Origin of the sequence: Roseateles amylovorans, assembly GCF_025398155.2 — a bacterium.
Taxonomy (GTDB): domain Bacteria; phylum Pseudomonadota; class Gammaproteobacteria; order Burkholderiales; family Burkholderiaceae_C; genus Roseateles; species Roseateles amylovorans.
Genome location: NZ_CP104562.2, coordinates 1,522,247 through 1,543,860, shown reverse-complemented (window position 1 = coordinate 1,543,860; position 21,614 = coordinate 1,522,247). Strand labels below are relative to the sequence as shown.

The window sequence follows — 21,614 nt, the reverse complement described above, 5'->3', positions numbered from 1 at the left end:
CGCAGGCTGCGCATGCGTGTCGGCTGCAATGCAATGGGGACGACGATGGCATCACCGCTCTCGACGGAAAAGCGACGGCTCGACGCTTTGAAATCACACGCTAGGCGCGTCGCCACGGCCTTGCTGCTCACCGCAACGGGCGCGATGCTCGTTGCGTCACCGGCGCGGGCCTTGACGCAACAGCAGGCGCTGTCCGTGGCCCAGGGCGAGACGGACGCCCGCATCGAGGCGCTGGCGGCGCTGGTCGCCAAGCCGGATGCACAAACCAGGCCGTACCTTCAGGCCTTGACCGAAGAGCGCGTGAAGCTCACCCCTGACGGCCGGGTGGTGATCGCCGCCGACGCCGGCACGCTGACCGACGCAGCCACGGGCCAGCCGATCGCCGCGCCGCCCGCCGCAGTGGAGGATGTGATGCTGAACAACCGCCTGCGCGGCGAGCTGGACGGCGCGCTGGCGGCCTTGATGCTGAGCAGCGAGGACCGCCGCGAGCGGCTGGCGGCGGCGAAGTCGCTGCTGGATGCAGGCGCTGAGGCCTCCCGGGCGCCGATGCTGGAGGCCGCGATCAGCAAGGAGCAGGATCAGGAGGTCAAGGCGGCCTTGCAACTGGCCCGTGCGGCGGCGCTGTCGGGCAGCCCGGAGGTGGCCCATCGCCTGGAGGCTGCCAAGCTGCTGGGCGAGTCCCGCAGCCCCGACACCCAGCGCCTGCTCAACCAACGCATCGCCGACGAGCAGGATCCTGAGGTCAAGCGCGCCTTGCAGCGCTCGCTTCGCAGCGTCGAGGATTCGCTGGCGTGGGGCGGCCGTCTGGGCGCCTTGTTCACGGGCATCAGCCTGGGCAGCATTTTGCTGCTGGTGGCGCTGGGCCTGGCGATCACGTACGGCCTGATGGGTGTGATCAACATGGCGCATGGGGAGCTGATGATGATCGGCGCCTATGCGACCTACCTGGTGCAGGTGGCCTTCCGGCAGTGGCTGCCGGCGTCGTGGTTCGACGCCTACCTGATTGCGGCGGTGCCGATGGCGTTCCTCACGTCGGCGCTGGTGGGTGCGGTGCTGGAGCGCACGGTGCTGAGGTGGTTGTATGGCCGCCCGTTGGAGACCTTGCTGGCCACCTGGGGCTTGAGCCTGGTGCTGATGCAGGCGGTGCGCAGCCTGTTTGGCGCGCAGAACGTGGCGGTGGAGAGTCCGTCATGGCTGGGCGGCTCGGTGGCGCTGATGCCGGGACTGGCCTTGCCGATGAACCGGATCGCGATCATCTTGTTTGCGCTGGCGGTGCTGGCTGGCATGGCGGTGTTGATTGCGCGCACCCGGCTGGGCCTGTTCGTTCGGGCGGTCACGCAGAACCGTCCGATTGCGGCCTGCATGGGCGTGCCCACCGCCCGCGTCGACACCTATGCCTTCGCGCTGGGATCGGGCCTGGCCGGTCTGGCGGGTTGCGCCCTGAGCCAGGTGGGCAACGTGGGCCCGGACCTGGGACAGAGTTACATCGTCGACGCGTTCATGGTGGTGGTGCTGGGCGGTGTGGGGCAGTTGGCCGGCACGGTGCTGGCGGCGCTGGGCCTGGGCCTGGCGAACAAGGCTTTGGAGGGTGTGGTGGGTGCGGTGCTGGCCAAGATTGCGGTGTTGCTGTTCATCATTGTGTTCATCCAGAAGCGACCGCAGGGTCTGTTCGCGGTGAAGGGACGGGAAGCATGAGCACCCCAACGAACGAGACCCTCACCCCGGCCGACTTCCCTCCCCGCCCCGCGCTGCTGGGCACCAAGGGCTGGCTGTCGGTGGCGGTCGTGCTGCTGATCGCCTGCGTCGTCGTCCCGGTGCTCAACCTGGCGGTTCCACCCGGCCATGCCCTGCATCTGGACGGCTACTGGGTCAGCCTGCTGGGCAAGTTCTGCTGCTATGCGATGTGCGCGCTGGCGATGGACCTGATCTGGGGCTTCTCCGGCATCTTGTCGCTGGGCCATGGCCTGTACTTTGCGCTGGGCGGTTATGCGATGGGCATGTACCTGATGCGCCAGATCGGCACCGACGGCCAGTACCGCAGCAGCCTGCCGGACTTCATGGTGTTCCTGGACTGGAAGGAACTGCCCTGGCACTGGTTGCTGAGCGACAGCTTCCTGGCCACGCTGCTGTTGGTGGTGCTGGTGCCGGGCGGCATTGCCTTCGTCTTCGGCTACTTTGCGTTCCGTTCCCGCATCAAGGGCGTGTATTTCTCGATCATCACCCAGGCCATGACCTATGCGGCCATGCTGCTGTTCTTCCGCAACGAGACCGGCTTCGGCGGCAACAACGGCTTCACCGATTTCAAGCGCATCCTGGGTCTGAGCATCACCACGCCCGGCATGCGGGTGACGCTGTTCGTGCTGAGCGTGCTGGCGCTGGTGGGCGGCTACCTGGGCCTGCGCTGGCTCACCCGCGCCAAGTTCGGCCGGGTGCTGGGTGCGATCCGGGATGCCGAGTCGCGGTTGATGTTCTGCGGCTATGCGCCGCTGCCTTACAAGCTGGCGGCCTGGGTGCTGTCGGCGGTGATCTGTGGCGTGGCCGGGGCCTTGTATGTGCCGCAGGTCGGCATCATCAACCCGGGTGAGATGAGCGTGGCCAATTCGATCGAGATCGCGATCTGGGCGGCGGTCGGCGGCCGGGGCACGCTGATCGGGCCGATCGTCGGCGCCTTTGCGGTCAACGGCGCGAAGAGCTGGCTCACCCAGGTCGCGCCGGAGTTCTGGCTCTACCTGCTGGGCGGACTGTTCGTGGCGGTCACGCTGTTCATGCCGGACGGCATCGCGGGCCTGGTGCGCCGCCAACGGGAGAAGAAGTCGTGAGTCCCGATCTGCTCGAACAAGGCTCCGAGCGACTGCGCTCGGCCAGCGGCCCGGGCTACGGACGGTTGGTGCAGCCGGGCCAGTTGGATCTGGCCCACGGCCGCATCCTGTACCTGGAGGACGTCAGCGTGAGCTTCGACGGCTTTCGGGCGATCAACCGGCTCTCGATCGACATCGCGCCGGGCGAACTGCGCTGCATCATCGGCCCGAACGGTGCGGGCAAGACGACGATGATGGACATCATCACCGGCAAGACCCGACCCGACAGCGGCACCGTGTACTTCGGCGGCACCATCAATCTGCTGCGCCACAGCGAGGCCGAGATCGCCCAGCTCGGCATCGGCCGCAAGTTCCAGCGGCCGACGGTGTTCGAGGCGATGAGCGTGTTCGAGAACCTGGAACTCGCGATGCAGGGCGCGCGCACGCTGCGCACCTCGCTGTGGGGGCGACTGAGCGGGGCCCAGCGCGACCGGTTGGCTGAAGTGCTGATGCTGATCCGCCTGCAGGACCAGATGAACCGCAGCGCGGGCTTGCTCAGCCACGGGCAGAAGCAATGGCTGGAGATCGGCATGCTGCTGGTGCAGGACCCGCGCCTGCTGCTGCTGGACGAGCCGGTGGCCGGCATGACCGACCAGGAGACCGAACGCACGGCGGAGCTGATCCTGACGCTGAAGGGTCGGCACAGCATCATCGTCGTCGAGCACGACATGGGCTTCATCGACCGCATTGCCGAGAAGGTGACGGTGCTGGCCGAAGGCGCGGTGCTGGCGGAAGGGACGCTCGCGCAGGTCCAGGCCAACGATCGCGTCATCGAGGTGTACCTCGGGAGGTGACCCCCCTACCGGCTGCGCCGGCCCCCCTCAGGGGGGCGAGCTCGATGAAGTGGCAAAGCCACTCCATGAGCTCCGCTTGAGAGGCACCGGCGCTGCGCGCGGTGCTGGAAGACGGGCGAGGTCCTGTGCCGAGCCGTGCTGTGCTGTGCTGCATTGCGCTGGGCGTTTGGGTGATGGGACGACTGATCGTGCGGTGCGGGACGGGGCGTTCGCTGAGCCCGTCGAATCAGTGGAATAACGAGGATCGGATGGAGTCGAGGATGCTTGAAGCAACCGGAGTGAATCAGTATTACGGCGGCTCGCACATCCTGCGGGATGTGTCGGTCAGCGCCTCGCCCGGTCGGATCACGGTGTTGCTGGGCCGCAATGGCGTGGGCAAGACCAGTCTGCTCAAGAGCCTGATGGGGTTGATCCCCATCCGCAGCGGATCGGTGCAACTGGCGGGCACCGACATCACCCGCGCCACGCCCTATCAGCGCGCGCGGGCCGGCATCGGCTATGTCCCGCAAGGCCGCGAGATCTTTGCGCGGCTGAGCGTTGAAGAAAACCTCCGCATGGGTCTGGCCAGTCAGCCCGCTCGCACCCCGATTCCGCCGCATCTGTACGAGCTCTTCCCGGTGCTTCAGCAGATGCTGCGTCGCCGCGGCGGCGACCTGTCCGGCGGCCAGCAGCAGCAGCTCGCCATCGCCCGCGCCCTGGCCGCCTCGCCCCGCCTCTTGATCCTCGACGAACCGACCGAAGGCATCCAGCCCAGCATCATCAAGGACATCGGCCGCGTCATCCGCCGCATCGCCGATGAAGGCCTGGATGGCCATCCGGTCGCACTGCTGCTCTGCGAGCAGTACTACGACTTCGCCGCCGAACTCGCCGACGACTTCCTGGTCCTGGAACGCGGCGCCGTCATCGCCCGCGGTGACCGCGCCGCGATGCAACAGCCCGAGATCCGCGGATTGGTCGCCATCTGAGACCAGTCCGCTTCAGGCCCACCCAGACCGCCTCTCATGCGCGAGCGTCGTCGTTGACGTCGACGTCATCAACGCCCTCGCCGCCAACGCCGCCCTCGCCGCCCTCGCCAACTTCCCGCGCTTCATCGCCTTCCTGGCCCCCATGGCCCTGGCTGCCCGCCAGTCGCTCGCATTGCATCAGCAAGTAGTGCCATCGCAGCATCAGCACCGGGACCTCGACATCGGCCGGCAGCGCCCGCCCGAACAGGCTGAAGCCATGGCCCATGGCTCGATCGGCCCATGCGGCCGCCTCGGTGCGCCAACGCGGCCATTGCTCGACAGGCACGCCCCGTTCCGCCTGACGGCACAACCAGACCCGCAAGTCCCGCAGCACCGAAGGCATCACCACTGGTGCCACGGGCATCGCGGCGGTCGGCGTCACTCGCCGTCTCTGGCCGGTGACCTCCTGCGGGGTGACCAGCCGTTCCCCTCGCGGTGACGGATCAAAGTAGAGCGCATCCACCCGCCGTCCGCTGGGCCCCGGCGTGGGGGTGATCAGGCTCAGCGGCTCGATCACCAGACCGGACGCGCCCGGCCGCAAGCGCCCCACCACCAGCGTGTGCGGCGCCAGCTCGTGCAACTGCTCGATGCGCTCGATCGCAGCAGCCGAGCGCGGCTGGTAGATCAGCTCCGCATCGAGGCGGCGGTTCTCCGCATCGAACAGCGGCCACACCTGGGTCTGTCGTTCCGCCTGGAAGACCGCCGGGCCGCAGCGCGCCGGCCGCAGCACCGCCCAATCGGCCATCGGTCGGGGCTCCGCGAGCAGGCTGCGCTGGTCGGCCTGGTAGCGGCGCGACAGCGCGGCCCAGTCCTCGTCCACCGGCAACTGCGCAATCAGCGCATCCGCCTCGGATGCCGAACCCACCGCGGCCGCATGGGAGCCGGCGTCATCCACCATCGCATGGGTGCTTTCGGCGGCGGACAGCCGTCCCTGCTCATTGAGCTGCGCGCCGGTGAGCACCACGCGTCGGCCGCTGGCTTGCGCGGGCGAGCTCAGGCCGCGCCAAGGACCGGGCGCCGCATAACGTGCGACGGGATCGAAGTTGCGCATCGAGGCCGGCCTCGCATCGGTGCAGGACAGGAAGCTGCGCTCCTGCGGGCTCCAGAAGATCATCGTCAGCCCCGCATAGCCGCTGGCCGACCGCCAGGGACTGGCGCCGAGGCCCAGGAGCGTGAGGTGGCCCGCGCCCTCGTAGCGGGTGCGTGCCCGACCGACCAGCGCCACCGGCACGTGACCGCGTGCGGCGGCGCGGGCCAACGCGTCGACCAGCGCATGGCCGATCGCCAACTCATCCATCAGCCGATGCTCGTCGGCGCCGCCCGCCCGCGCCAGCAGCAGTTCGACATGATCGGCGAGACGGCGCAGCAGCCGCGACAAGCGATGGCACTCCGCCCCCTGGGCCCAGACCGCCAGCGTCGACAGGCGCTCCTGGATGCCCTTGGACAGATGCGAGAGCCCCAGTCGCAGGCATTCCGCCAGCAGCTGTCGGGTCGAGAACATCAGTCGCGCCCGCGAGGCCTCCTGGGCGGTGCCAGCCTCGGGCGGCAAGGCGTGGTCCAGGCCCAGGTCCAGCGCCGCAGCGCGGGCCGCGCGGCGCTTGGGCGCTTCCGGCTCCGCCACCGCCAGGCCCAACGCCAGACGCAACGCCAGCACCGCGGCCACACGGTACTTGTTGGGCTGCGGCAGCTCGGTGTCGATGATCAGGCTGTCCAATCCGCCGCCCATGTAGCGGAAGGCCACCCGGGGCCGGGCAAAGCCCAGCACCAGGTAGCGGTCACCGTCGACCCGGAAGTCCCGCTCCAGCGACAGGTCCTGCACGAACTGCCAGGCCCATCGGTAGCCCGGTTTGCCGGCGTGACGCACCAGCACGTCAGTGGGCAGCGCCAGCAGCGCCTGGCGCAGGTCGTCCAGCGGCTGGTCATCGGCCTCGCCCGTCTGCTCGGCGATGGTGCCTGCGACAGAAGGAGCCAACGGTGGCGGCGACGAAGGCAACCCCGTCGCCGTCGTGGCCGTGGCCGGGGCCGGGGCCGGGGCCGCGCGGGTCGTGTCCGTCGCCGTCGGGGCGCTGCGTGAGCTTCCTGCGTCGGGCGCAGAAGAGGGATCGGCGGGCAAGGTCGAGCCCGACGCCGCATCGCCGCCCCCGTCGCCGCCCGCGCCCAAACGCTGCAGCCCGATCGCGGCCGCCAGGATGTGTTGACACACCCCGCTGGCCGGGCAACCGCAGACGGCTTGCGCGGGGCCACGCGCATCCAGGCGCACCTGCTGCCCCCCGGTGTGGATGAGCAACGCAGGGCCTGGGCCGGCCGCCTCATCGGGACCGAGCGCCTGCACATCGGCCTCGGTCACCGGCGTCTTTTCCAGGTCCTTGAGGGCGCGCCGCAGCAGGCCCTTGTTGGCCAGCGCGGCGAAGGCGTCCTCGTCGTACCGGGACAGCTGCGTCGCCAGTTGAGATCGCAATCGGCTCACGAGACCACCTTGACCAGCCACTGGGCCAGCCGTTGGGGCGTGAGCGCAGCGATCTCCATGCCGCACTCCGCCAGTCGCTGGGCCATCTGCCGGTCATAGACGGGATGCGCCTGCTCATCCAGCGCGGCCAGGCCGAGCAACCGCACCCGCGCCTCGGCCAGTTGCTGGACCGCCCGCACCAGCTCCCCGGGGGGCGCGCCCTCGCAGAAGTCGGTCACCAGCACCATCACCGTGCGGTGAGGCTGCTCGACCAACTGGGCGCAGTAGCGCACCGCCCGGCCGATGTCGGTGCCACCGCCGAGCTGCACCCGCATCAGCAGCTCGACCGGATCATCGGCATGGCCGGACAGGTCGACGACGTTGGTATCGAACACCACGATCTTCACCCGGAAGACCGGCAGCGACGCGAGGATGCCGGCCATCACCGCGCTGTGGATGACCGAGTCGGTCATGCTGCCGCTCTGGTCGATGCACAGGATGATGTCCCACGGCAGGCGCCGGGTGTTGCGCTCGAAGAAGCGCAGTTGCTCCACCACCAGCTGTCCGCGCTCGGGGTCGTAATGCTTGAGGTTGCGACGCAGAGTGCCGGCGGCATCGAAGTTCTGGGCCACGGCCATGGGCGAATGGCGCTGCCGGTTCAGCCGTCCCGCCAGGGTGCGACGCACCTCGCCTTCGAGCTTGCGGCGGATCTCCTCCACCACTTGCCGGATGATGCGGCGCGCCATGTCCAGCACCTCGCCCTTCATGTGACCCTTGACCATCAGCAGGGTGCGCAGCAGTTGGTGATTGGGCTCCAGCCGCTCCAGCGTGGTCGGATCGGTGACCAGCTCGGTCATGCCGTAACGGTCCAGCGCATGCTTTTCGATGATCTCGACCGTGTCGTGCGGGAACAGCGCCCGCACTTCACCCAGCCAGTTCACCAAGGTCAGTTGCGAGGGATCGAGCGACCCCGCGCCGACCTCGCCACGCAGGCCCCGGCCCTGGTATTCGCGGCCGTAGAGATAGTCCAGCGCGCGGTCCATGCGCTGCTGGGCCTGATCACCGGCATCTCCCAGCCGCGACTGGGCATAGCGCCCCAGCACCAGGCGCCAGCGTTGGATGGGCGTCATGGGCGGATCCAATCGTTCAGGCCGTCCTCGGCCAGCACATCGGCCAGCGTGGCGGACAGCGCCAGATGCGCCTGCAACGCCTGGGCGGTGACCTCATGGTGCACCAGCGCGCCGAGGGGGGTGCCGCCGTGCAGATCCGCCACGGCCTCGGCAATGCGGTCGGTCTCCTTGGGCGTCATGTCGGCGAAGGCCAGACGCAGGTCCGGCAGCACGGCCAGAAAGGCCGCTTCATCCCAGCGTGCCAACGCGGCATCGACGGCCGCCAGCAGCATCGGCTGCTGCCAGGCGGCTTCGCGCGCCGCGCTCAGCAAGCCGCGCAGGAACGACACCGCATCACGCGGCTGGGCCAGGCCGTCCAGATGACCCTGGGCCGCGCGGCCCAAGGCCTCATCGGCCAGGTGGCCCGCCGCATAGAGCAAGCCGGCGCAGGCGCCGCGAATCAGCGCAGCCTCGTGATGCTGGTAGAGGTGCTCGATCGCGCCCCAGTACAAGCTGCGGTCCAATGCTTCGCCGGCCTGGCTCACCAGCAGCTCGCGCAATTGGGCCAGTGCGGACAGCGTCGCGGCGCCGTCGTCGCGCAGCCCCTGGAGGTCGCGCGCCAGGTAGGTGGCGCGCTCATAGGCGATCCGCAGCAACGGCGGCAGATCCGGCAGATCGCGCGCTTCCAGCGGCTCGCGGGATTCCCACAACAAGCCCAGCGCACCCGCGGCCTGGGCCACGGATTCGAAGGCCGGATCGGTGACCACCGCCTGCCGCAGCAACGGCACCAGGCGAGGCAAATGATCATGCAGACCGAGCACGCAGGCCTGCACCATCAGCGACGCGCCGGTGCGGGCATCGCGTCCCTCACGGAGCTCCTGATAGCGATCGATTCGCGCAGAGAAGCGGCTCGCCACCGCCAGCGGCACGGTGACGCCCTGCACCGACGCCTCCACCAGCGCCCCTTCGGTGAGCGCCGAATGCGCATACTCCCAATGCTCCTGCAGCCGATCCAGCCCGCTGCCCGCCACGAAGTCCGGACCAGCCAGGCGGGTCGCGAACGGAATGCCCAGCAGGGCCAGTCCATGCAGCAAACGACTGGTGACGCGATGTTCGGGCCGCCGATACAGATCCAGGGCCACGCGACGGCGCTCCGCATCATCGATCTTCAGGCGCTGCCGACGCGCCCGGAACTCGAAGTCCCGCACCAGTGGCGGACGGCCCGCCCCGGGCGGCACCTGACCCATGGATTGCCCCCCGAGCGTGCGATGGGCCAGCGCCATGACCAGCGCGCCATCGGCGTCGATGTCGCCCTTGACGAAGCAACTGGCGATGGCATCCACCAGATCGTCGCGGATGGGGGCGGGACGCCCCCGGAGATGCGCCAGCTGCAGCAACTGCTCGTAGGCGCCGCGCACCGCCGGCATCGGCAGCGAAATGCCGTGACGCTGGCGCAGTTCCTCGGCGATGGCCAGCAGCGTGTCCAGGGCCGCGTCCTGTCGCACGCGCACGCCCGCAGCGAAGGCGGCGGCCGGGTCGCGGAAGAGCCCGGCCTTGTCATGCCGCTGCAGCCGTTCCCAGAGCAGTTGATGCCAGGCGGGCGAAGTCATGCCCGACGCATAGCCGTTCAATCGGTCGAGCCGGTCGAAGCCATACCGGATCAGCGCGGCGGATTCATCGGTGATGGTCGCGCGGGAGATCACCGGCCGGGCCGGCGCCTGGATGGCTGGTGCGGCGACCAGGTCCGGCAGCACGACGGCATGAAAGCCGCCGACCACCGCCAGCACCGGCCCCGCGCCGTCGGCGCGCGCCGCCAGCGCCTGGCGGATGTGCCAGGCCATCTCCGCCTCGCGCGCCAGGGTGCCGTCGGCACGCAATTGGGCGTCGTCATGGTCGGATCGCGCCAGTTGGCAATAGGCGGCCACCTGGGCGACATGGGCCTCCAGCGTGAGCGCCGTGGCCGAGACCTCGAACAGATGCTCCCACAGCGCCTCGTGATCGCGACAGCCCAGCCGCTCGGCCAGCAGCTGCAGGTGCTGGCTGCGGCCCAGGTGGCGCTCGTCCAGCAAGGACTGCGCCTGGCCGTCCTCGGCCGCCGCCCGCCGATCCGCTTCCGCCGCTTCGATCAGGGCCTGTTCCGCATGGTCCAGATCGATGAAGCGGGCCTCGATGCCGAGGGCCTGCGCCTCGCGCAGGGCGACCAGTTCCGGCGAGTGGTCGCAGAACGGGTAGTAGGCCGCATGCCGGCGAGGGGCGTTCGCGGCGTCCTCCGCTGCGTCATCCTTGGCGGTACCCGCGACGCGATCCCCGCCGCCCGGCGGCCGCTGTTCCACCGCATAGCTGTAGATGGCCAACGGCATGCGCGCCTGCGGATCCACCAGCAACGGCACCAAAGGGCTGAAGCTGCGCGGCCCCTCGACCAGCACGACCGACGGCTTGAGCGTGCGCATCAAACGCTGCAGATGCCAGGCGCAGGCCGGGCTGTGGTGGCGCACCGGGAACACGATCAGCTCCGGGCCCAGCAGCCGTCGGCCAAGTGCCCGCAGCGACTCGGCGGTGGGCAGCGACACCGCGTCCGGCCTCGGTGCGCGAGCGCGACTCACCGATCCAGTTCCCGCCGCGCCTCCAGCAAGCGCTTCCACTGCGGCTGACGCTGCGCGCGCTGCTTGACCACGACATCGAAGTAGTGGCGCAGCTTCTTTCCGTCGTCCGGGTTGTCCTTGAGCACGGTGCCGATGAGCTGCCGCGCGATGTGTTCCCCGCCGACGTCGCCACTACCGAAGAAGTGCGCATCCAGGCAGGCCGCATAGCCCACCGACACCGCCTCGGCCGACGACATCACCGCCGCCGGCCGCTCCACCACCACGCCTTCGGCGGTCACGCCCTGACGCAGGTCATGGAAGGCGGTGACCAGCAGCTCCAGCACATCGGGCGGCAGGTCCACCTCCACCCGGGCGCGGCGCAGCAGCGCATCGGTCTGCTCGCGCACCAGCTGGGTTTCCAGCTTGCGGTCGGCGATCGGACGCACCGTCTCGAAGTTGAAGCGGCGCTTCAGCGCGCTGGACATCTCATGCACGCCGCGGTCGCGGATGTTGGCGGTGGCCAGCACGTTGAAGCCGCGCGCGGCAAAGACGAGCCCGTCGTCGCCATCCAGCTCCGGCACATGCAGCAGTTTCTCGGACAGCAGGCTGATCAGGCTGTCCTGGATCTCGGGCTGCACCCGGGTCAGTTCCTCGAAGCGGCAGAGCACGCCCTCCCGCATCGCATCGAACATCGGCCCGCGCACCAGCGCCCGCATCGACGGGCCCTCCGCCAGCAGCAGCGCATAGTTCCAGCCGTACTTGATCTGGTCCTCGGTGGTGCCGGCGGTGCCCTGCACCACGCAGCCGGAGCGGCCGGAAACCGCCGCGCACAGCAGCTCCGACAGCATCGATTTCGCGGTGCCTGGCTCGCCCACCAGCAGCAGGCCCCGGTCGCTCATCAGGGTGACGATGCAGCGGTCGATCAGCGCATCGTCGCCATAAAACTTGCGCCGCACGCCCAGTCGATCGTCGCCGACGATGAAGGCCCGCACCGAGCGCGGCGAGAGTCGCCAGCCCTCGGGTCGGGGGCCGTGGTCGGCCTCGGCCAGCCGCGCGAGTTCTTCCGCATGCAGGACCTCGGCAGGGGCGCGCAACGCGGTCGCCGCCTGGCGTGCGGTGTCGGTGGATGGCGTCGTCATGTCGATACGGCCCTTCAATATTCGCTCTTCTTGCGCCAGTCCGCATCGAAGCCGGTGCCCTCCGCCGCGATCAGGCGCAGGTCGTTGTAGCACTCGGACAGCAGGATGGCAGGCACCTGCGCCAGGGCCAGGCTGCGGCCGCTCGCGTCCTGCCCGGCGCGCTGGAAGCTCAGCGAGATCAAGGCCACCGTGCGGTTGCTCTCCGGCAGCGGATTGCCGGTGAACTCGATCACTGCCTCCAGGCCCAGCGTCGGGAAACGTTTCAGGTAGGTCATGAACCAGCCGCCGTCCTCGGTCGGCCCGCGCAGGTAGCCGAGCTTGGTCGCGCGGCCGCGCAAGGCAAAGGTCTCGATCAGGTGACCTTCGAAGTCCTTGATCGCATCCGCCTTGGCCCGATCCGCCGGCAACTGGTAGACGCCCTTGCCGATCTGCTGGAACAGCGGCGTGATTTCGTAGTCCGACAGATGCTGCTGCCAGGCCCGCACCTGCGCCTCGGTCAGCAGGGAATCATGGGCCACGCGGACATAGGCCTGCGGCGCCAGCACCACCTCGTTGTCGTCCAGATCGGTGAGCGTGCCGTCGTCCAGTGGGCGGAAGCTGCGCAACACCTGGCCTGCCGATGCGGCGGGTAATGGCGTCGTCGATGGGGTGGACGATGACGGGTCATGGCCGGGCGCGTCGGCATCGACAGAATCGACCTCGGACTCGGGCGGTGCCACTTCCACCCAGATCAGCCGCTGCACGAGGTGCCGAAGCACCGGATGCGCGAGCAGATAGTCGCGCCAGTCGGCCTGGGGCCAGGCGCGTCCGGTGCACAAGGCTTCGTAGAGGCGGTCGGTCTGCAGCTCGACGATGCTCTTGAGCTCCTTCTTCGCTGCGCTCAGCGCCTTCTTCGCCTCGCGGGCCTGCTCCTCATCGTCGTCCTGCCGCGGCTCAGGCAGTGCGGCGATCTTCTTGCCGTCCGGATTGAAGAGTTCGATCTTGAAGCTGGGCAGCAGCCGCGCCGTGAACTCGCGACCGCCGTAGCTGAGCGCCATCACACCGTCCTCGTCGAAACCCGCCGAGGGCACGGTGCGGTCCGCCAGTTCGGCCAAGGTCCAGCCGTTGCGCTCCGCCAGTGCGGCAGCCTGCCGGGTGGCCTCTTCCTGGAAGCTCTTGGTGCGAAAGCGCGAGCCCACCGCCAGCATCAGCTGGGTGGCGGACGGATGTGCGATCCAGGCCAGCATCGCAATCAGGGCCTTGCCCTGCGCGGCACGCTGGCCGTACCACTCCTTGAGATAACGATGCACCAGGGGCGCCGCACGCTCGGCCGCACAGGCCGACGCCACCGCCAGCAGCCCCTTGCTGGCGACCGCGCTGCCGGCGGGCTGGCGCAGGTAGCCGGGCAGCATCATGGCGGTGATTTCTTCCACCGTCTTGCCCAGTTTCGGATCGTCCTGGTAGTACTGGGGATAGCTTGCCATGCTCTGGAAGGTGGATTGGGCGGCCTGCGTGGCCCGCGCCAGCGCCTCGTCTGCCGGGATCGGGCGCACGTCCTCGACCAGCCAGGCTTCCAGCACGACCTGGCCCAGGGCCTCGCGGTCGCGCGCATCGAACATGCCGCAGTACTTGCGCAGCACCGCATTGGGTTCCGGCGACTTCTGCTTGAAGGCCTGCACCAGCAGCCAGCGCAGGGTCTCGGCGGGCACGGCGCGGCCGTTGTCGGCCCAGCGCACCGTGGGCAGCGCGGACCAGGGGAACCAGGCGAGATCCTTCGGCAGCCCCTTGGCGATCAGCTTCGCCGCCTCGGCATCCAGTGCGTCACGGTCCAGGTACTTCTCGACCGGCTGGCCGAGCGCCAGCAGCGCTTCGAGCAAAGCGCCCTTGGCGATGTCCTGCTTCTCCTTGCGCACCGCCGCCTCCAGGGCCGGCAGGGCCGGTGCATGGCGCAGACGGGCCAGCCATGCGGCGGCATTGGCGCGGGTCTCGGACTGGCCGTCGGACAGCGCGGCCATGATGCGTTCCTCCTTGCCGGGCAGCCGCTGCAATGCGCGCTGCGCCGCCAGTCGGGCGACCTTGCTGCCCGCCAGGGCCAGGTCGAACAGCACGCTCACCAGCGCCGAGGGAATCACCGGCAAGGTGCCCACCGCGCGGAACAGCTTGGAGGCCTCGAAGGTGTAATCGCCCGGATTGGGCTTGGCCAGGCGCGCGGCGACCTCCTCCACATGGTGGGCCACGAAGGGCCAGACCGCGTCATCCGACCAATCATTGGCGAGCGAGCCGCCCCAGGTGCGGCAATAGTTGCGGATCAGGCCCTCGGGCGGCAAGCCCTGACCCTCGACCATCGCGGCCAGCTCCAGCAAGGTGGGATGCCCGTCACGCCGATGCAGGGCATCAAACACCTGACAGGCGGGATGACTGAATTCGCCATCGCGATCCGCAGCCAGTTGGAAGAAGCTGAGCATCTTCATCGCCGACAACGGCGACAGCTGACCGGCCTCGGCCAGCGCCTGGATCTGCGGGGCCACGAAGCCCCAGCCGACCCGTCCCTGGACCGACGCCGTCTGCGCCGGCTTGGCGGCATCGCCGCGCAGATAGGTCAGCAAGTGCGCCCGAGTCTCTGCGCCATAGGGTTCGACGAGGTGCAATACCCACTGATGCCCTCGCGCGGCGGCCTCCTCATGGCGCTTGCGGGTGAGGGCGTTGTCCGCGTCGATGGCCTGGTTCAGCGCCGCCCAGAAGCCGTCCAGCGCCTCGTCCGACGGCAGGCCGTCCGAGGTCCAGTCGATCACCGGCACGGCGTAAGGCGGCAGCTCGGCACTGACGTCGCCCGCCGAGGCCGCGGCGACGCTGTCCCACTCCTGGATCAGCGCCTGGATGGAACTGGCCTTGTCGGCGGCCGCCGTGGTGCGGGCGAAGTCGGTCCAGTCGGCGCGCTGGCGGGTCGACCCCAGCCGGTAGAGCAGGCGCAGGGCCAGTTGGCGCTGCTCCGGCTTGTCCTGCACCGCAATCCGCTGGAGCTCCGGCGCCAGCGCGTCGGGCACCTTGAACGCAAACAGCTCGGCCTCGCCGCGCACTTGACGGCTGCCCGCCACCGCCATCTGGGCGAGTTCAGGCGCCAGACGGATCAGGGTGGTCTCCAAGGCCGGCTTCAGCAGCTTCAGAATGTGCAGGCGGGCGTCCACCGCGGTCGGCGACATCAACGGGCGAAGGCGTTCCAGATGCTGATCAAGCGCCTCGGCATAACCGGGCATGCTCGCCACCAGTGGCTGGCGCATGTTCAATCTGGGCGCGAAGGCACTGGTGAGCAGCAAGGCTTCCGGATGGCCCTGGGCCTGCAACAGACCTTCGACGGTCGCGAACGGCGTGCGGGACTGGGCCCGGCTGGACCAGGTGTTCAGGCAGATGCCCGCGCCCTGTACCAGCATCACCTCCGCCCAGCGCGCGCCCGCCGGCAGCGACAGGTAGAGCGGACTGGACGACACATGCGTGGCCGTCCGGGAACCGGTACAGGCCTCCAGCAGCAGCGCCCAGCGTGCCAGGACCGCCTGCGGCAATTGGGCGATGTACTGGTACATGCCGCCGGTTTCATCATGACCGTAGCCGACCACCCCCATCACCTGGCCGATGCCCACCGATTGGCCGGCGTCCGTCAGCACCGATTCGGGCTGGCCGGTCAGCAGGTAGCGGGCGATGTCCTCGGCCAGGCCCTCCTTCAGATGGGGTGGCCGGGCGATCGGCCGGTCCAGCCTCGCCGCCAACTGGGTTTTCCATTCCGGCGGAATTCCCGGCGTCTCCTCAAGGTCACCCCCGAGCGCCTTGCCTAGCCACTGCAGCATGCTTGTCCTCCCATGCCCTTTCACGGCATGTCCGTCGTTTTGTCCGAGGCACTATAGCCAAGCAGAAAGCTCACCGGACGAGCCAGTGTGAGCCAGTTCGCGCGCTGAGCCGCCACGCCGCACCTCACACCGCCACGACGCGCCCGACCTCCCGCTGCGGCCGGAACGCGGATTGCCGTCAGCGCTGGCCTTCACACCCGGGTGCCGCCACGCGATGATCCTCAGCCCCGTCCCCCAGGTCTCCGACGAGCAGCTCGCACAGGCGCAGCGCGTGCTGGTGCGCGAGTCCGCCTGGGCGAGCATGATCGGGTCGCTGTCGGGCGGCGTGGTGCTGGTGTCGTTCGCGCTCAGCCTGGGGGCCGGCCCCCTGCTGATCGGCCTGCTGGCGGCCCTGCCCTTCGCGATGCAGGTGCTGCAGTTGCCGGCCACCTTGCTGGTGGAGCGCCTGCGCCTGCGCAAGCGGCTGAGCATCTTCGCCCTGGCCGCGGCCCGGGTGGTGATCCTGGCCTTGGCCGCGCTGCCGCTGATGGAGGACAAATCGGCCGCCCTGGCCTGGCTGCTGGCGGCGCAGTTCGCCATCACCAGCACCAGCGCGGTGGCGGGCTGCGCCATCAATTCCTGGTTCCATCAACTGCTGCCGCCACAGAGCCTGGGCAGCTTCTTCTCGCGCCGGTTGCTGGCCGCCACGCTGCTGGCCAGCCTGTGCACGCTGGGCATGGGGTTGCTGTCGGACCGACCGCCGATGGGGGATGTGCGGCTGGCCTATGTGGTGTCCTTCCTGGTCGCCGGCCTGGCCAGCGTGATGAGCACGGTGTATTTGTCACGCACGCCGGAGCCGCAGATGCTGGAAGCCGGCCCGCCGGGCAAGACGCTGAACAAGCTCAAGGCGCCCTTCCTGGACCGCAACTTCCGCCGCGTGCTGGTGCTGCTGGGCAGTTGGAATCTGGCCACCAATTTTTCCGCGCCGTTCCTGACGGTGTATCTGCTGCAGCAACTGCAGTACGGACTGGGCACCGTCACTGCGCTGTGGGTCACCGCCCAGGCGGCGAATGCGCTGACGCTGCTGTCGTGGGGCCGCGTGTCGGACCGACTCTCCAACAAGGCGATCCTCGCGGTCGCCCTGCCGCTGTATTTCATCTGCGCGCTGGGGCTGGTGTTCACCCGGGTGGGCGAGCCGTATGGCTTGCAGTTGGCCTTGCTGTTCGGGGTGCATCTGCTGATGGGCGCGGCCAGCGGCGGGATCGGCCTGGCCACCGGCAACCTGGGACTGAAGCTGGCGCCGCAAGGCCAGGGCACCGCCTATCTGGCAGCGGTGGGGCTGGTGTGTGCCGTGGCGGGCGGCATGGCGCCCATCCTGGCCGGACTCGCGGCGGAATGGTTCCAGTCACGGCAACTGTCGGTGGTGGTGCGCTGGGTCTCGCCGGTGGCGGTGAACGAGGTGTCGGTGCTGCGCTTCGCCCACATCGAGTTCCTGTTCGCCGCCTCCGCCGCGATGGGTCTGTATGTGATGCATGCGCTGTCCCGCGTCAAGGAAGGGACCGAGGTCAGCGAGCGCCGCGTGGTGCAGGAACTCGGGTTGGAGGCGATGCGGTCGGCCCAGCAGCTGTCATCCATCGGCGGCGCGCTGGGCAGCCTGTTCCCGTTCGAGCGGTTGACCGAGCGGCGCCTGTTCGGGCGGCCCCGGGCCTCACGCGGTGGGCGTCCGGGGTCCGAGGTGCCGGCCGCGCCCTCGGTGGAACCTCACTGAAGGCACGATCAATAACGGCAGGCAGCAGCTGCCGCCGATGTCCTGGGGGTGTGCGGTCGATGTGCCGTCAGGCCCCGGTCATCAACGGCATGGCCTCGGTGCGCGCACGGATTTCCGCCGAGGCTTCCTGCAGCATCTGACGCAGCCAGCGCTGAGCGGGCTCCAGCTCATGGCGCACATGCCAGAGCTGGCTGATGTCGATGCCCATCAGCTCGAACGGCACCTCCCGGCAGGCCAGCAGGCCGACGATGCCGGTGGCCGGCACAAAGCTGTTGGGCAGCACGGTGAGCAGGTCAGACTGCTGGACCGCCAGCCCGCCGGTGAAGAAGCTGTTGACGGTGATGGCCACCGTGCGGCGCCGGCCCAGCCGCGCCAAGGCGTCGTCCACGAAACCGTGCGGCCGTCCGGCAAAGCTCACCCGCAGATGCTGGGCAGCGCAGTAGCTGTCCAGGGTGAGCGCGCCGGGGGGCGCCAGCGGATGCTCGGCGCGCATCACGCAGACGTAGCGGCTCTCATAGAGCGCCGTGCGGCGGAAGGCGCCGCCGTCGTCATCGCCGACGAACATCGACTTCAAATCGGGAAAGAAGCCGATCGCCACGTCCGCCCGGCCCTGCTCCAGCATGTCGCGCGGATCCCGGGTGGTGAGCGGCACGATGCGCAGGTCCACATGTACGCCCTCCTGCATGAAACGACGCGCCAACGCCGGCACCAGCAAGGCGGCGGTGGCGTCGGCCATGGCCAGGGTGAAGCTGACCGTGTTGGCCGCGGCGCGCGGATCGAAAGCCTGAGGCTCCAGTGCCTGCTGCAGGCTGGACAGCGCCTTGCGCACCGTCGGCCAGAGCGCCTGCGCATGCAGGGTGGGCTCCACGCCGGTGGAGGTGGGCAGGAAAAGTTCCTCGTTGGTCGCCTCCCGCAGCCGACGCAGCGCATTGCTGACCGCAGGCTGGGTGATCGCCAGCCGATGGGCGGCCCGGGTGACATGGCGCTCTTCCATCACCACGTCAAATACCCGCAACAGGTTCAGATCCAGGGTGCGGAAGTTGACGGGGCGGGGCGTGCTCATGACGCCGATGCTAATTCGGTCACGGGCCATTCGCGCCAGTGATGACCCGATTCCGCTTCTCAATTGGGCAGGACTAGGTAAAACCCCCAATATCACGCCCATGGACAGCCAGCGATGTGCCGAGCGTCCTCGACAAGGAAACCGTCATGAACACGATCACTCTCAATCTGCCGCTCCAGGTCATGCCGTCCGACGTCGCGCGGGTGAATGCCGCGCGCCAGGGCGGGGAGCGTGTGGTGGCCCTCGGCAGCCAACTGGGCCACAGCCTGCGTCAACTGATGCGTGAACTGGGCCAGACCCATCCCCGCGCCGCGCTGATGAACCTGGCCAGCGAACAAGCGGCCGAGCGTCCGGAACTGGCCGCCTCGCTGCGCCGCGCCGCGCGCCGCAGCTGGATGGATTGAACCCGGCTCGACCCTCGTCTCAGCCATGGCTGGCACTCGTGCCCGCACCTTATCTCTCTCCTGCAATCGCTTGACCGCCGGGCTCGACCGGGACACCCGTCCCGCTCGGGCCCGGTTTGTTTTGTCGATCAGCGAATCGACTGAACGCGCCGACTGAACGCACCGACTAGACGCGCACGCGCAAGCCTTCGGAGTGTTGCAGCGCCGGCTTCAAGCGGGTTCGCCGCACGCCAGCACCGTGCGACGGGCCAGGCCCTCGCTACATCGACCACAAGCGCGGTGCGGTGCCCGCCAGGCCCCACAGCTCGTGCCGCCAGGCGGCCCAGCACTGCCGCAGCAAGGCGGCCACCGGCTCCACCACCGGCCCCAGCACCCGGACCACCAGCACCCCATCCTGCGCCGCTGTCGCGCCCGCGCGAGTCCGGAGCGCATCGGCCTCAATGCGCTCGCGCACGACGTCCAGCGCCCGCTCCCGGCGCTCGCGGGCCAGGCCGCCGCCGGCGGCGAACACCAGCGTGCCCATGCAGCGCTGTCCGGCCAGGCCGAGCGCGCCGTCCATCAGCAGGGCATCGTCCGCCGACAGGCAGCCGTGCTCCAGCCAGACGCCAGGAATCTCCAGATGCTGGATGAAGCGGCCGTGGTCGAAGGCTTGACCAGCGCCGGGCAGGCCGAAGGCGGTGATGTCCCACGCCAGCAGTTCAGCGCCGGGCGCGAGGCTGAAACGCGCTTCGTTGAAGGCCTCGCAGCCGGGATAGGCGATGGCCTCCAGCGGCAACCACTCCAGGCGCGCACCGGGCTGCAGCGCCGCCGTGACCCGCTGGGTGGCCGCAGCGCCGGTCGGGCTGCGATAGAAGCGGGTCGCCCCCGGGGTAGTGACCAGCGCATGCGCGCCCTCGCCCACCGTCATCGCGATGTCCAGTGTGTCGCCGCCCACCAGGCCGCTGGGCGGATGCACCAGCACGCTGTGGCAGATGGCCGGCCCTTCCGGATACAGGCTCTTGAGCAAGCGCAACGGACCTTCATGCCGATGGTGCACGCTGCAGCGGCCATGGGACAGGCGGTAGTCCGCCTCCAGCCGCGCGAGCCAGCGCTTGCCTGCCAGCCCGGCCTCGCCCGCATCGCCGCCGCCGGTCAGCGGTGACGGCATGGCAGCCTGCGGCGGCGCAGGCGCGGCGATCTGATCGGCATCGGCATCGGCATCGGCCTCAAAGAGGGGACCGTCGTGAGCATCGGCAGGACGACCGCTCAAGGCGGCTGGCGCGTACAGGGACGCGTCTCGGGGCGCATTCATGAGGCCGGATGTTAGATCGGCGCCGGCCCGTGGAACGGGAGCGGCGTCGCACGCACGACTCAGGCCTGCTGCCAGAGATCGTCCAGCCGCTGGAAGCCCCAGGTGGCCGGGTCTTCGCGTCCGATGATGCGATCTCCGGCCGAGGGCGAGGACAGGTCCAGCACCTGGGTGGGAATCGGCATCTGCGACTTGGTGGAGTAGAAGACCCGCACCCGCGGCGAGGTGAGCACGCTGGTGTTCTGGTCCAGCACCACCGCCAGTCGGCCCGATTGCAGCTTCACCAGCGTGCCCACGGGATAGATGCCCACGCTCTTGACGAAGGCCTGGAACACCAGCGGATCGAAGTGGCCCTTCCACTGCGCCATGCGGGCCAGCGACGAGGCCGGATCCCACGCATTCTTGTAAGGCCGGTTCGAGGTGATGGCGTCATAGACATCGCAGACCGCGCCCATGCGCGACAGCAGCGTGATGCCCTCGCCCGCCAGCTTGGCCGGATAGCCGGTGCCGTCCATCTTCTCGTGGTGATGCAGGGCCACGTCCAGTGCCGACTCCGGCACCGAGGTGCCTTCGAGCAGCATCTCGTAGCCGCGGGTGGGATGGCCGCGCATGATGGCGAATTCTTCATCGGTGAGCGCGCCGGGCTTGTTCAGCACATCCATCGGCATGGCCATCTTGCCGACATCGTGCAGCAGACCGGCCAGGCCGGCCTCGCGGGTGCTCGCCTCGTCCAGGCCCATCTGGCGGGACAGCGACACCATCAGCGCGCAGACTGCCACCGAATGCATGTAGGTGTAGTCGTCCTTGGTCTTGAGCCGGGCCAGGCTGATCAGGGCGGAAGGATTGCGAGCCACTGAATTGGCGACCTCTTCCACCAGGGGCAGGCATTGCTCGGCATCCACCGCCTTGCCCAGACGCGCTTCACCGAACAGGCTGATCACCGCCTGCTTGGACTTGTTGACCACTTGCGCAGCCCGCTCGAGTTCCTCGCCCATCGACGCCGGCGCGGTGCTCAGCTCGGGGCGGGGCTCCGAAGCAATGACGGCAGGGGCCTGCGGTGCGGCGGGCGCAGCGGCCACAGCTGGGGATGCAGGCGCAGGGTCGCTCGGCTTGGGCGAGACGCCGTTGTCGGGCTCGCCCTCGACATCCAGGCCCTGGGCGGCGTCGATCCAGCAGAACGGCACGCCGCTGCCCTTCAGGGCTTTGACATCGTTCGGATCAGCCAGGACGAACTTGGTCTTCCAGAACGGATGCGACAGCCACGAGCCTTCCATCCCGTGCAAATACATGCCCAGGCGAACTTGATGCGTCGGTATCTTCTTCAACATGACTGGCGGCTTCGACCGGGACAACACAGTATGG

General features: G+C 69.1%; 14 protein-coding genes. 6 read left to right on the top strand and 8 right to left on the bottom strand.

The features are described from left to right. Positions 1 to 144: 144 nt before the first annotated feature. The 4 genes from urtB (at position 145) to urtE (ending at position 4,617) form a co-directional block, all read left to right on the top strand. Complete coding sequence (urtB, locus tag N4261_RS06615; protein ID WP_261760628.1) at positions 145 to 1,695, top strand: urea ABC transporter permease subunit UrtB; 1,551 nt, start codon at positions 145 to 147, stop codon at positions 1,693 to 1,695. Then, a complete protein-coding gene (gene urtC / locus N4261_RS06610) occupies positions 1,692 to 2,819 on the top strand; it encodes an urea ABC transporter permease subunit UrtC (RefSeq protein ID WP_261759408.1) in 1,128 nt (375 codons plus the stop codon). Before urtB ends, urtC begins: the two co-directional genes overlap by 4 nt. After that, positions 2,816 to 3,652 (top strand): urea ABC transporter ATP-binding protein UrtD, encoded by an 837-nt coding sequence (gene urtD, locus N4261_RS06605; protein ID WP_261759407.1) that lies wholly within the window; start codon positions 2,816 to 2,818, stop codon positions 3,650 to 3,652. The genes urtC and urtD overlap by 4 nt, the downstream gene beginning before the upstream one ends. Before the next feature lie 260 nt (positions 3,653 to 3,912). Beyond that, the gene (urtE, locus tag N4261_RS06600) at positions 3,913 to 4,617 is read left to right on the top strand and encodes an urea ABC transporter ATP-binding subunit UrtE (protein ID WP_261759406.1); all 705 of its coding nucleotides are present in this window, start codon (positions 3,913 to 3,915) and stop codon (positions 4,615 to 4,617) included. A gap of 34 nt (positions 4,618 to 4,651) precedes the next feature. Here urtE and N4261_RS06595 read toward each other — a convergent pair whose 3' ends face one another. The 5 genes from N4261_RS06595 to N4261_RS06575 are packed head-to-tail and all read right to left on the bottom strand — an operon-like array spanning position 4,652 to position 15,750. Next, the gene (locus N4261_RS06595; protein WP_261759405.1) at positions 4,652 to 7,123 is read right to left on the bottom strand and encodes a YehQ C-terminal OB-fold domain-containing protein; all 2,472 of its coding nucleotides are present in this window, start codon (positions 7,121 to 7,123) and stop codon (positions 4,652 to 4,654) included. Beyond that, complete coding sequence (locus N4261_RS06590; protein WP_261759404.1) at positions 7,120 to 8,232, bottom strand: VWA domain-containing protein; 1,113 nt, start codon at positions 8,230 to 8,232, stop codon at positions 7,120 to 7,122. Before N4261_RS06590 ends, N4261_RS06595 begins: the two co-directional genes overlap by 4 nt. Further along, positions 8,229 to 10,781, bottom strand: a complete 2,553-nt coding sequence (locus N4261_RS06585; RefSeq protein ID WP_261759403.1) for a DUF5682 family protein — start codon at positions 10,779 to 10,781, stop codon at positions 8,229 to 8,231. Before N4261_RS06585 ends, N4261_RS06590 begins: the two co-directional genes overlap by 4 nt. A gap of 29 nt (positions 10,782 to 10,810) precedes the next feature. Then, positions 10,811 to 11,932 carry an ATP-binding protein gene (locus N4261_RS06580; RefSeq protein WP_261759402.1) on the bottom strand — a complete coding sequence of 374 codons (1,122 nt, stop codon included), beginning with the start codon at positions 11,930 to 11,932 and terminating at the stop codon, positions 10,811 to 10,813. A 14-nt stretch (positions 11,933 to 11,946) separates the two neighbouring features. Next, positions 11,947 to 15,750 (bottom strand): DUF4132 domain-containing protein, encoded by a 3,804-nt coding sequence (locus N4261_RS06575; protein WP_261759401.1) that lies wholly within the window; start codon positions 15,748 to 15,750, stop codon positions 11,947 to 11,949. A 214-nt stretch (positions 15,751 to 15,964) separates the two neighbouring features. On the opposite strand from N4261_RS06575, the gene N4261_RS06570 reads away from it, so the two are divergent. Continuing rightward, on the top strand, positions 15,965 to 17,497 hold the full coding sequence (locus N4261_RS06570) for an MFS transporter (RefSeq protein WP_261759400.1): 1,533 nt from the start codon (positions 15,965 to 15,967) through the stop codon (positions 17,495 to 17,497). Positions 17,498 to 17,564: 67 nt separating this feature from the next. On the opposite strand, the gene N4261_RS06565 is transcribed toward N4261_RS06570, so the two are convergent. Further along, entirely contained in the window at positions 17,565 to 18,560 is a 996-nt protein-coding gene (locus N4261_RS06565; protein ID WP_261759399.1) for a LysR family transcriptional regulator, read from the bottom strand. Between the two features lie 146 nt (positions 18,561 to 18,706). Here N4261_RS06565 and N4261_RS06560 point away from each other — a divergent pair, with 146 nt between their 5' ends. Beyond that, positions 18,707 to 18,964 carry a hypothetical protein gene (locus tag N4261_RS06560; protein WP_261759398.1) on the top strand — a complete coding sequence of 86 codons (258 nt, stop codon included), beginning with the start codon at positions 18,707 to 18,709 and terminating at the stop codon, positions 18,962 to 18,964. A gap of 259 nt (positions 18,965 to 19,223) precedes the next feature. Here the strand turns inward: N4261_RS06560 and N4261_RS06555 are convergent, their stop codons facing one another. Together N4261_RS06555 and N4261_RS06550 are read right to left on the bottom strand one after the other, a co-directional pair. After that, positions 19,224 to 20,111 carry an urease accessory protein UreD gene (locus N4261_RS06555; protein WP_261760627.1) on the bottom strand — a complete coding sequence of 296 codons (888 nt, stop codon included), beginning with the start codon at positions 20,109 to 20,111 and terminating at the stop codon, positions 19,224 to 19,226. Positions 20,112 to 20,314: 203 nt separating this feature from the next. Next, the gene (locus N4261_RS06550) at positions 20,315 to 21,580 is read right to left on the bottom strand and encodes a cyclic di-GMP phosphodiesterase (RefSeq protein WP_261759397.1); all 1,266 of its coding nucleotides are present in this window, start codon (positions 21,578 to 21,580) and stop codon (positions 20,315 to 20,317) included. Positions 21,581 to 21,614 lie beyond the last annotated feature (34 nt).

Coding starts and splice junctions, on each gene's coding strand:
- N4261_RS06560 (WP_261759398.1), top strand. CDS start 18,707: ATGAACACGATCACTCTCAATCTGCCGCTCCAGGTCATGCCGTCCGAC.
- urtC (WP_261759408.1), top strand. CDS start 1,692: ATGAGCACCCCAACGAACGAGACCCTCACCCCGGCCGACTTCCCTCCC.
- urtE (WP_261759406.1), top strand. CDS start 3,913: ATGCTTGAAGCAACCGGAGTGAATCAGTATTACGGCGGCTCGCACATC.
- N4261_RS06590 (WP_261759404.1), bottom strand. CDS start 8,232: ATGACGCCCATCCAACGCTGGCGCCTGGTGCTGGGGCGCTATGCCCAG.
- N4261_RS06575 (WP_261759401.1), bottom strand. CDS start 15,750: ATGCTGCAGTGGCTAGGCAAGGCGCTCGGGGGTGACCTTGAGGAGACG.
- N4261_RS06570 (WP_261759400.1), top strand. CDS start 15,965: ATGATCCTCAGCCCCGTCCCCCAGGTCTCCGACGAGCAGCTCGCACAG.
- N4261_RS06580 (WP_261759402.1), bottom strand. CDS start 11,932: ATGACGACGCCATCCACCGACACCGCACGCCAGGCGGCGACCGCGTTG.
- N4261_RS06555 (WP_261760627.1), bottom strand. CDS start 20,111: ATGCCGTCACCGCTGACCGGCGGCGGCGATGCGGGCGAGGCCGGGCTG.
- N4261_RS06565 (WP_261759399.1), bottom strand. CDS start 18,560: ATGAGCACGCCCCGCCCCGTCAACTTCCGCACCCTGGATCTGAACCTG.
- urtB (WP_261760628.1), top strand. CDS start 145: ATGCTCGTTGCGTCACCGGCGCGGGCCTTGACGCAACAGCAGGCGCTG.
- N4261_RS06550 (WP_261759397.1), bottom strand. CDS start 21,580: ATGTTGAAGAAGATACCGACGCATCAAGTTCGCCTGGGCATGTATTTG.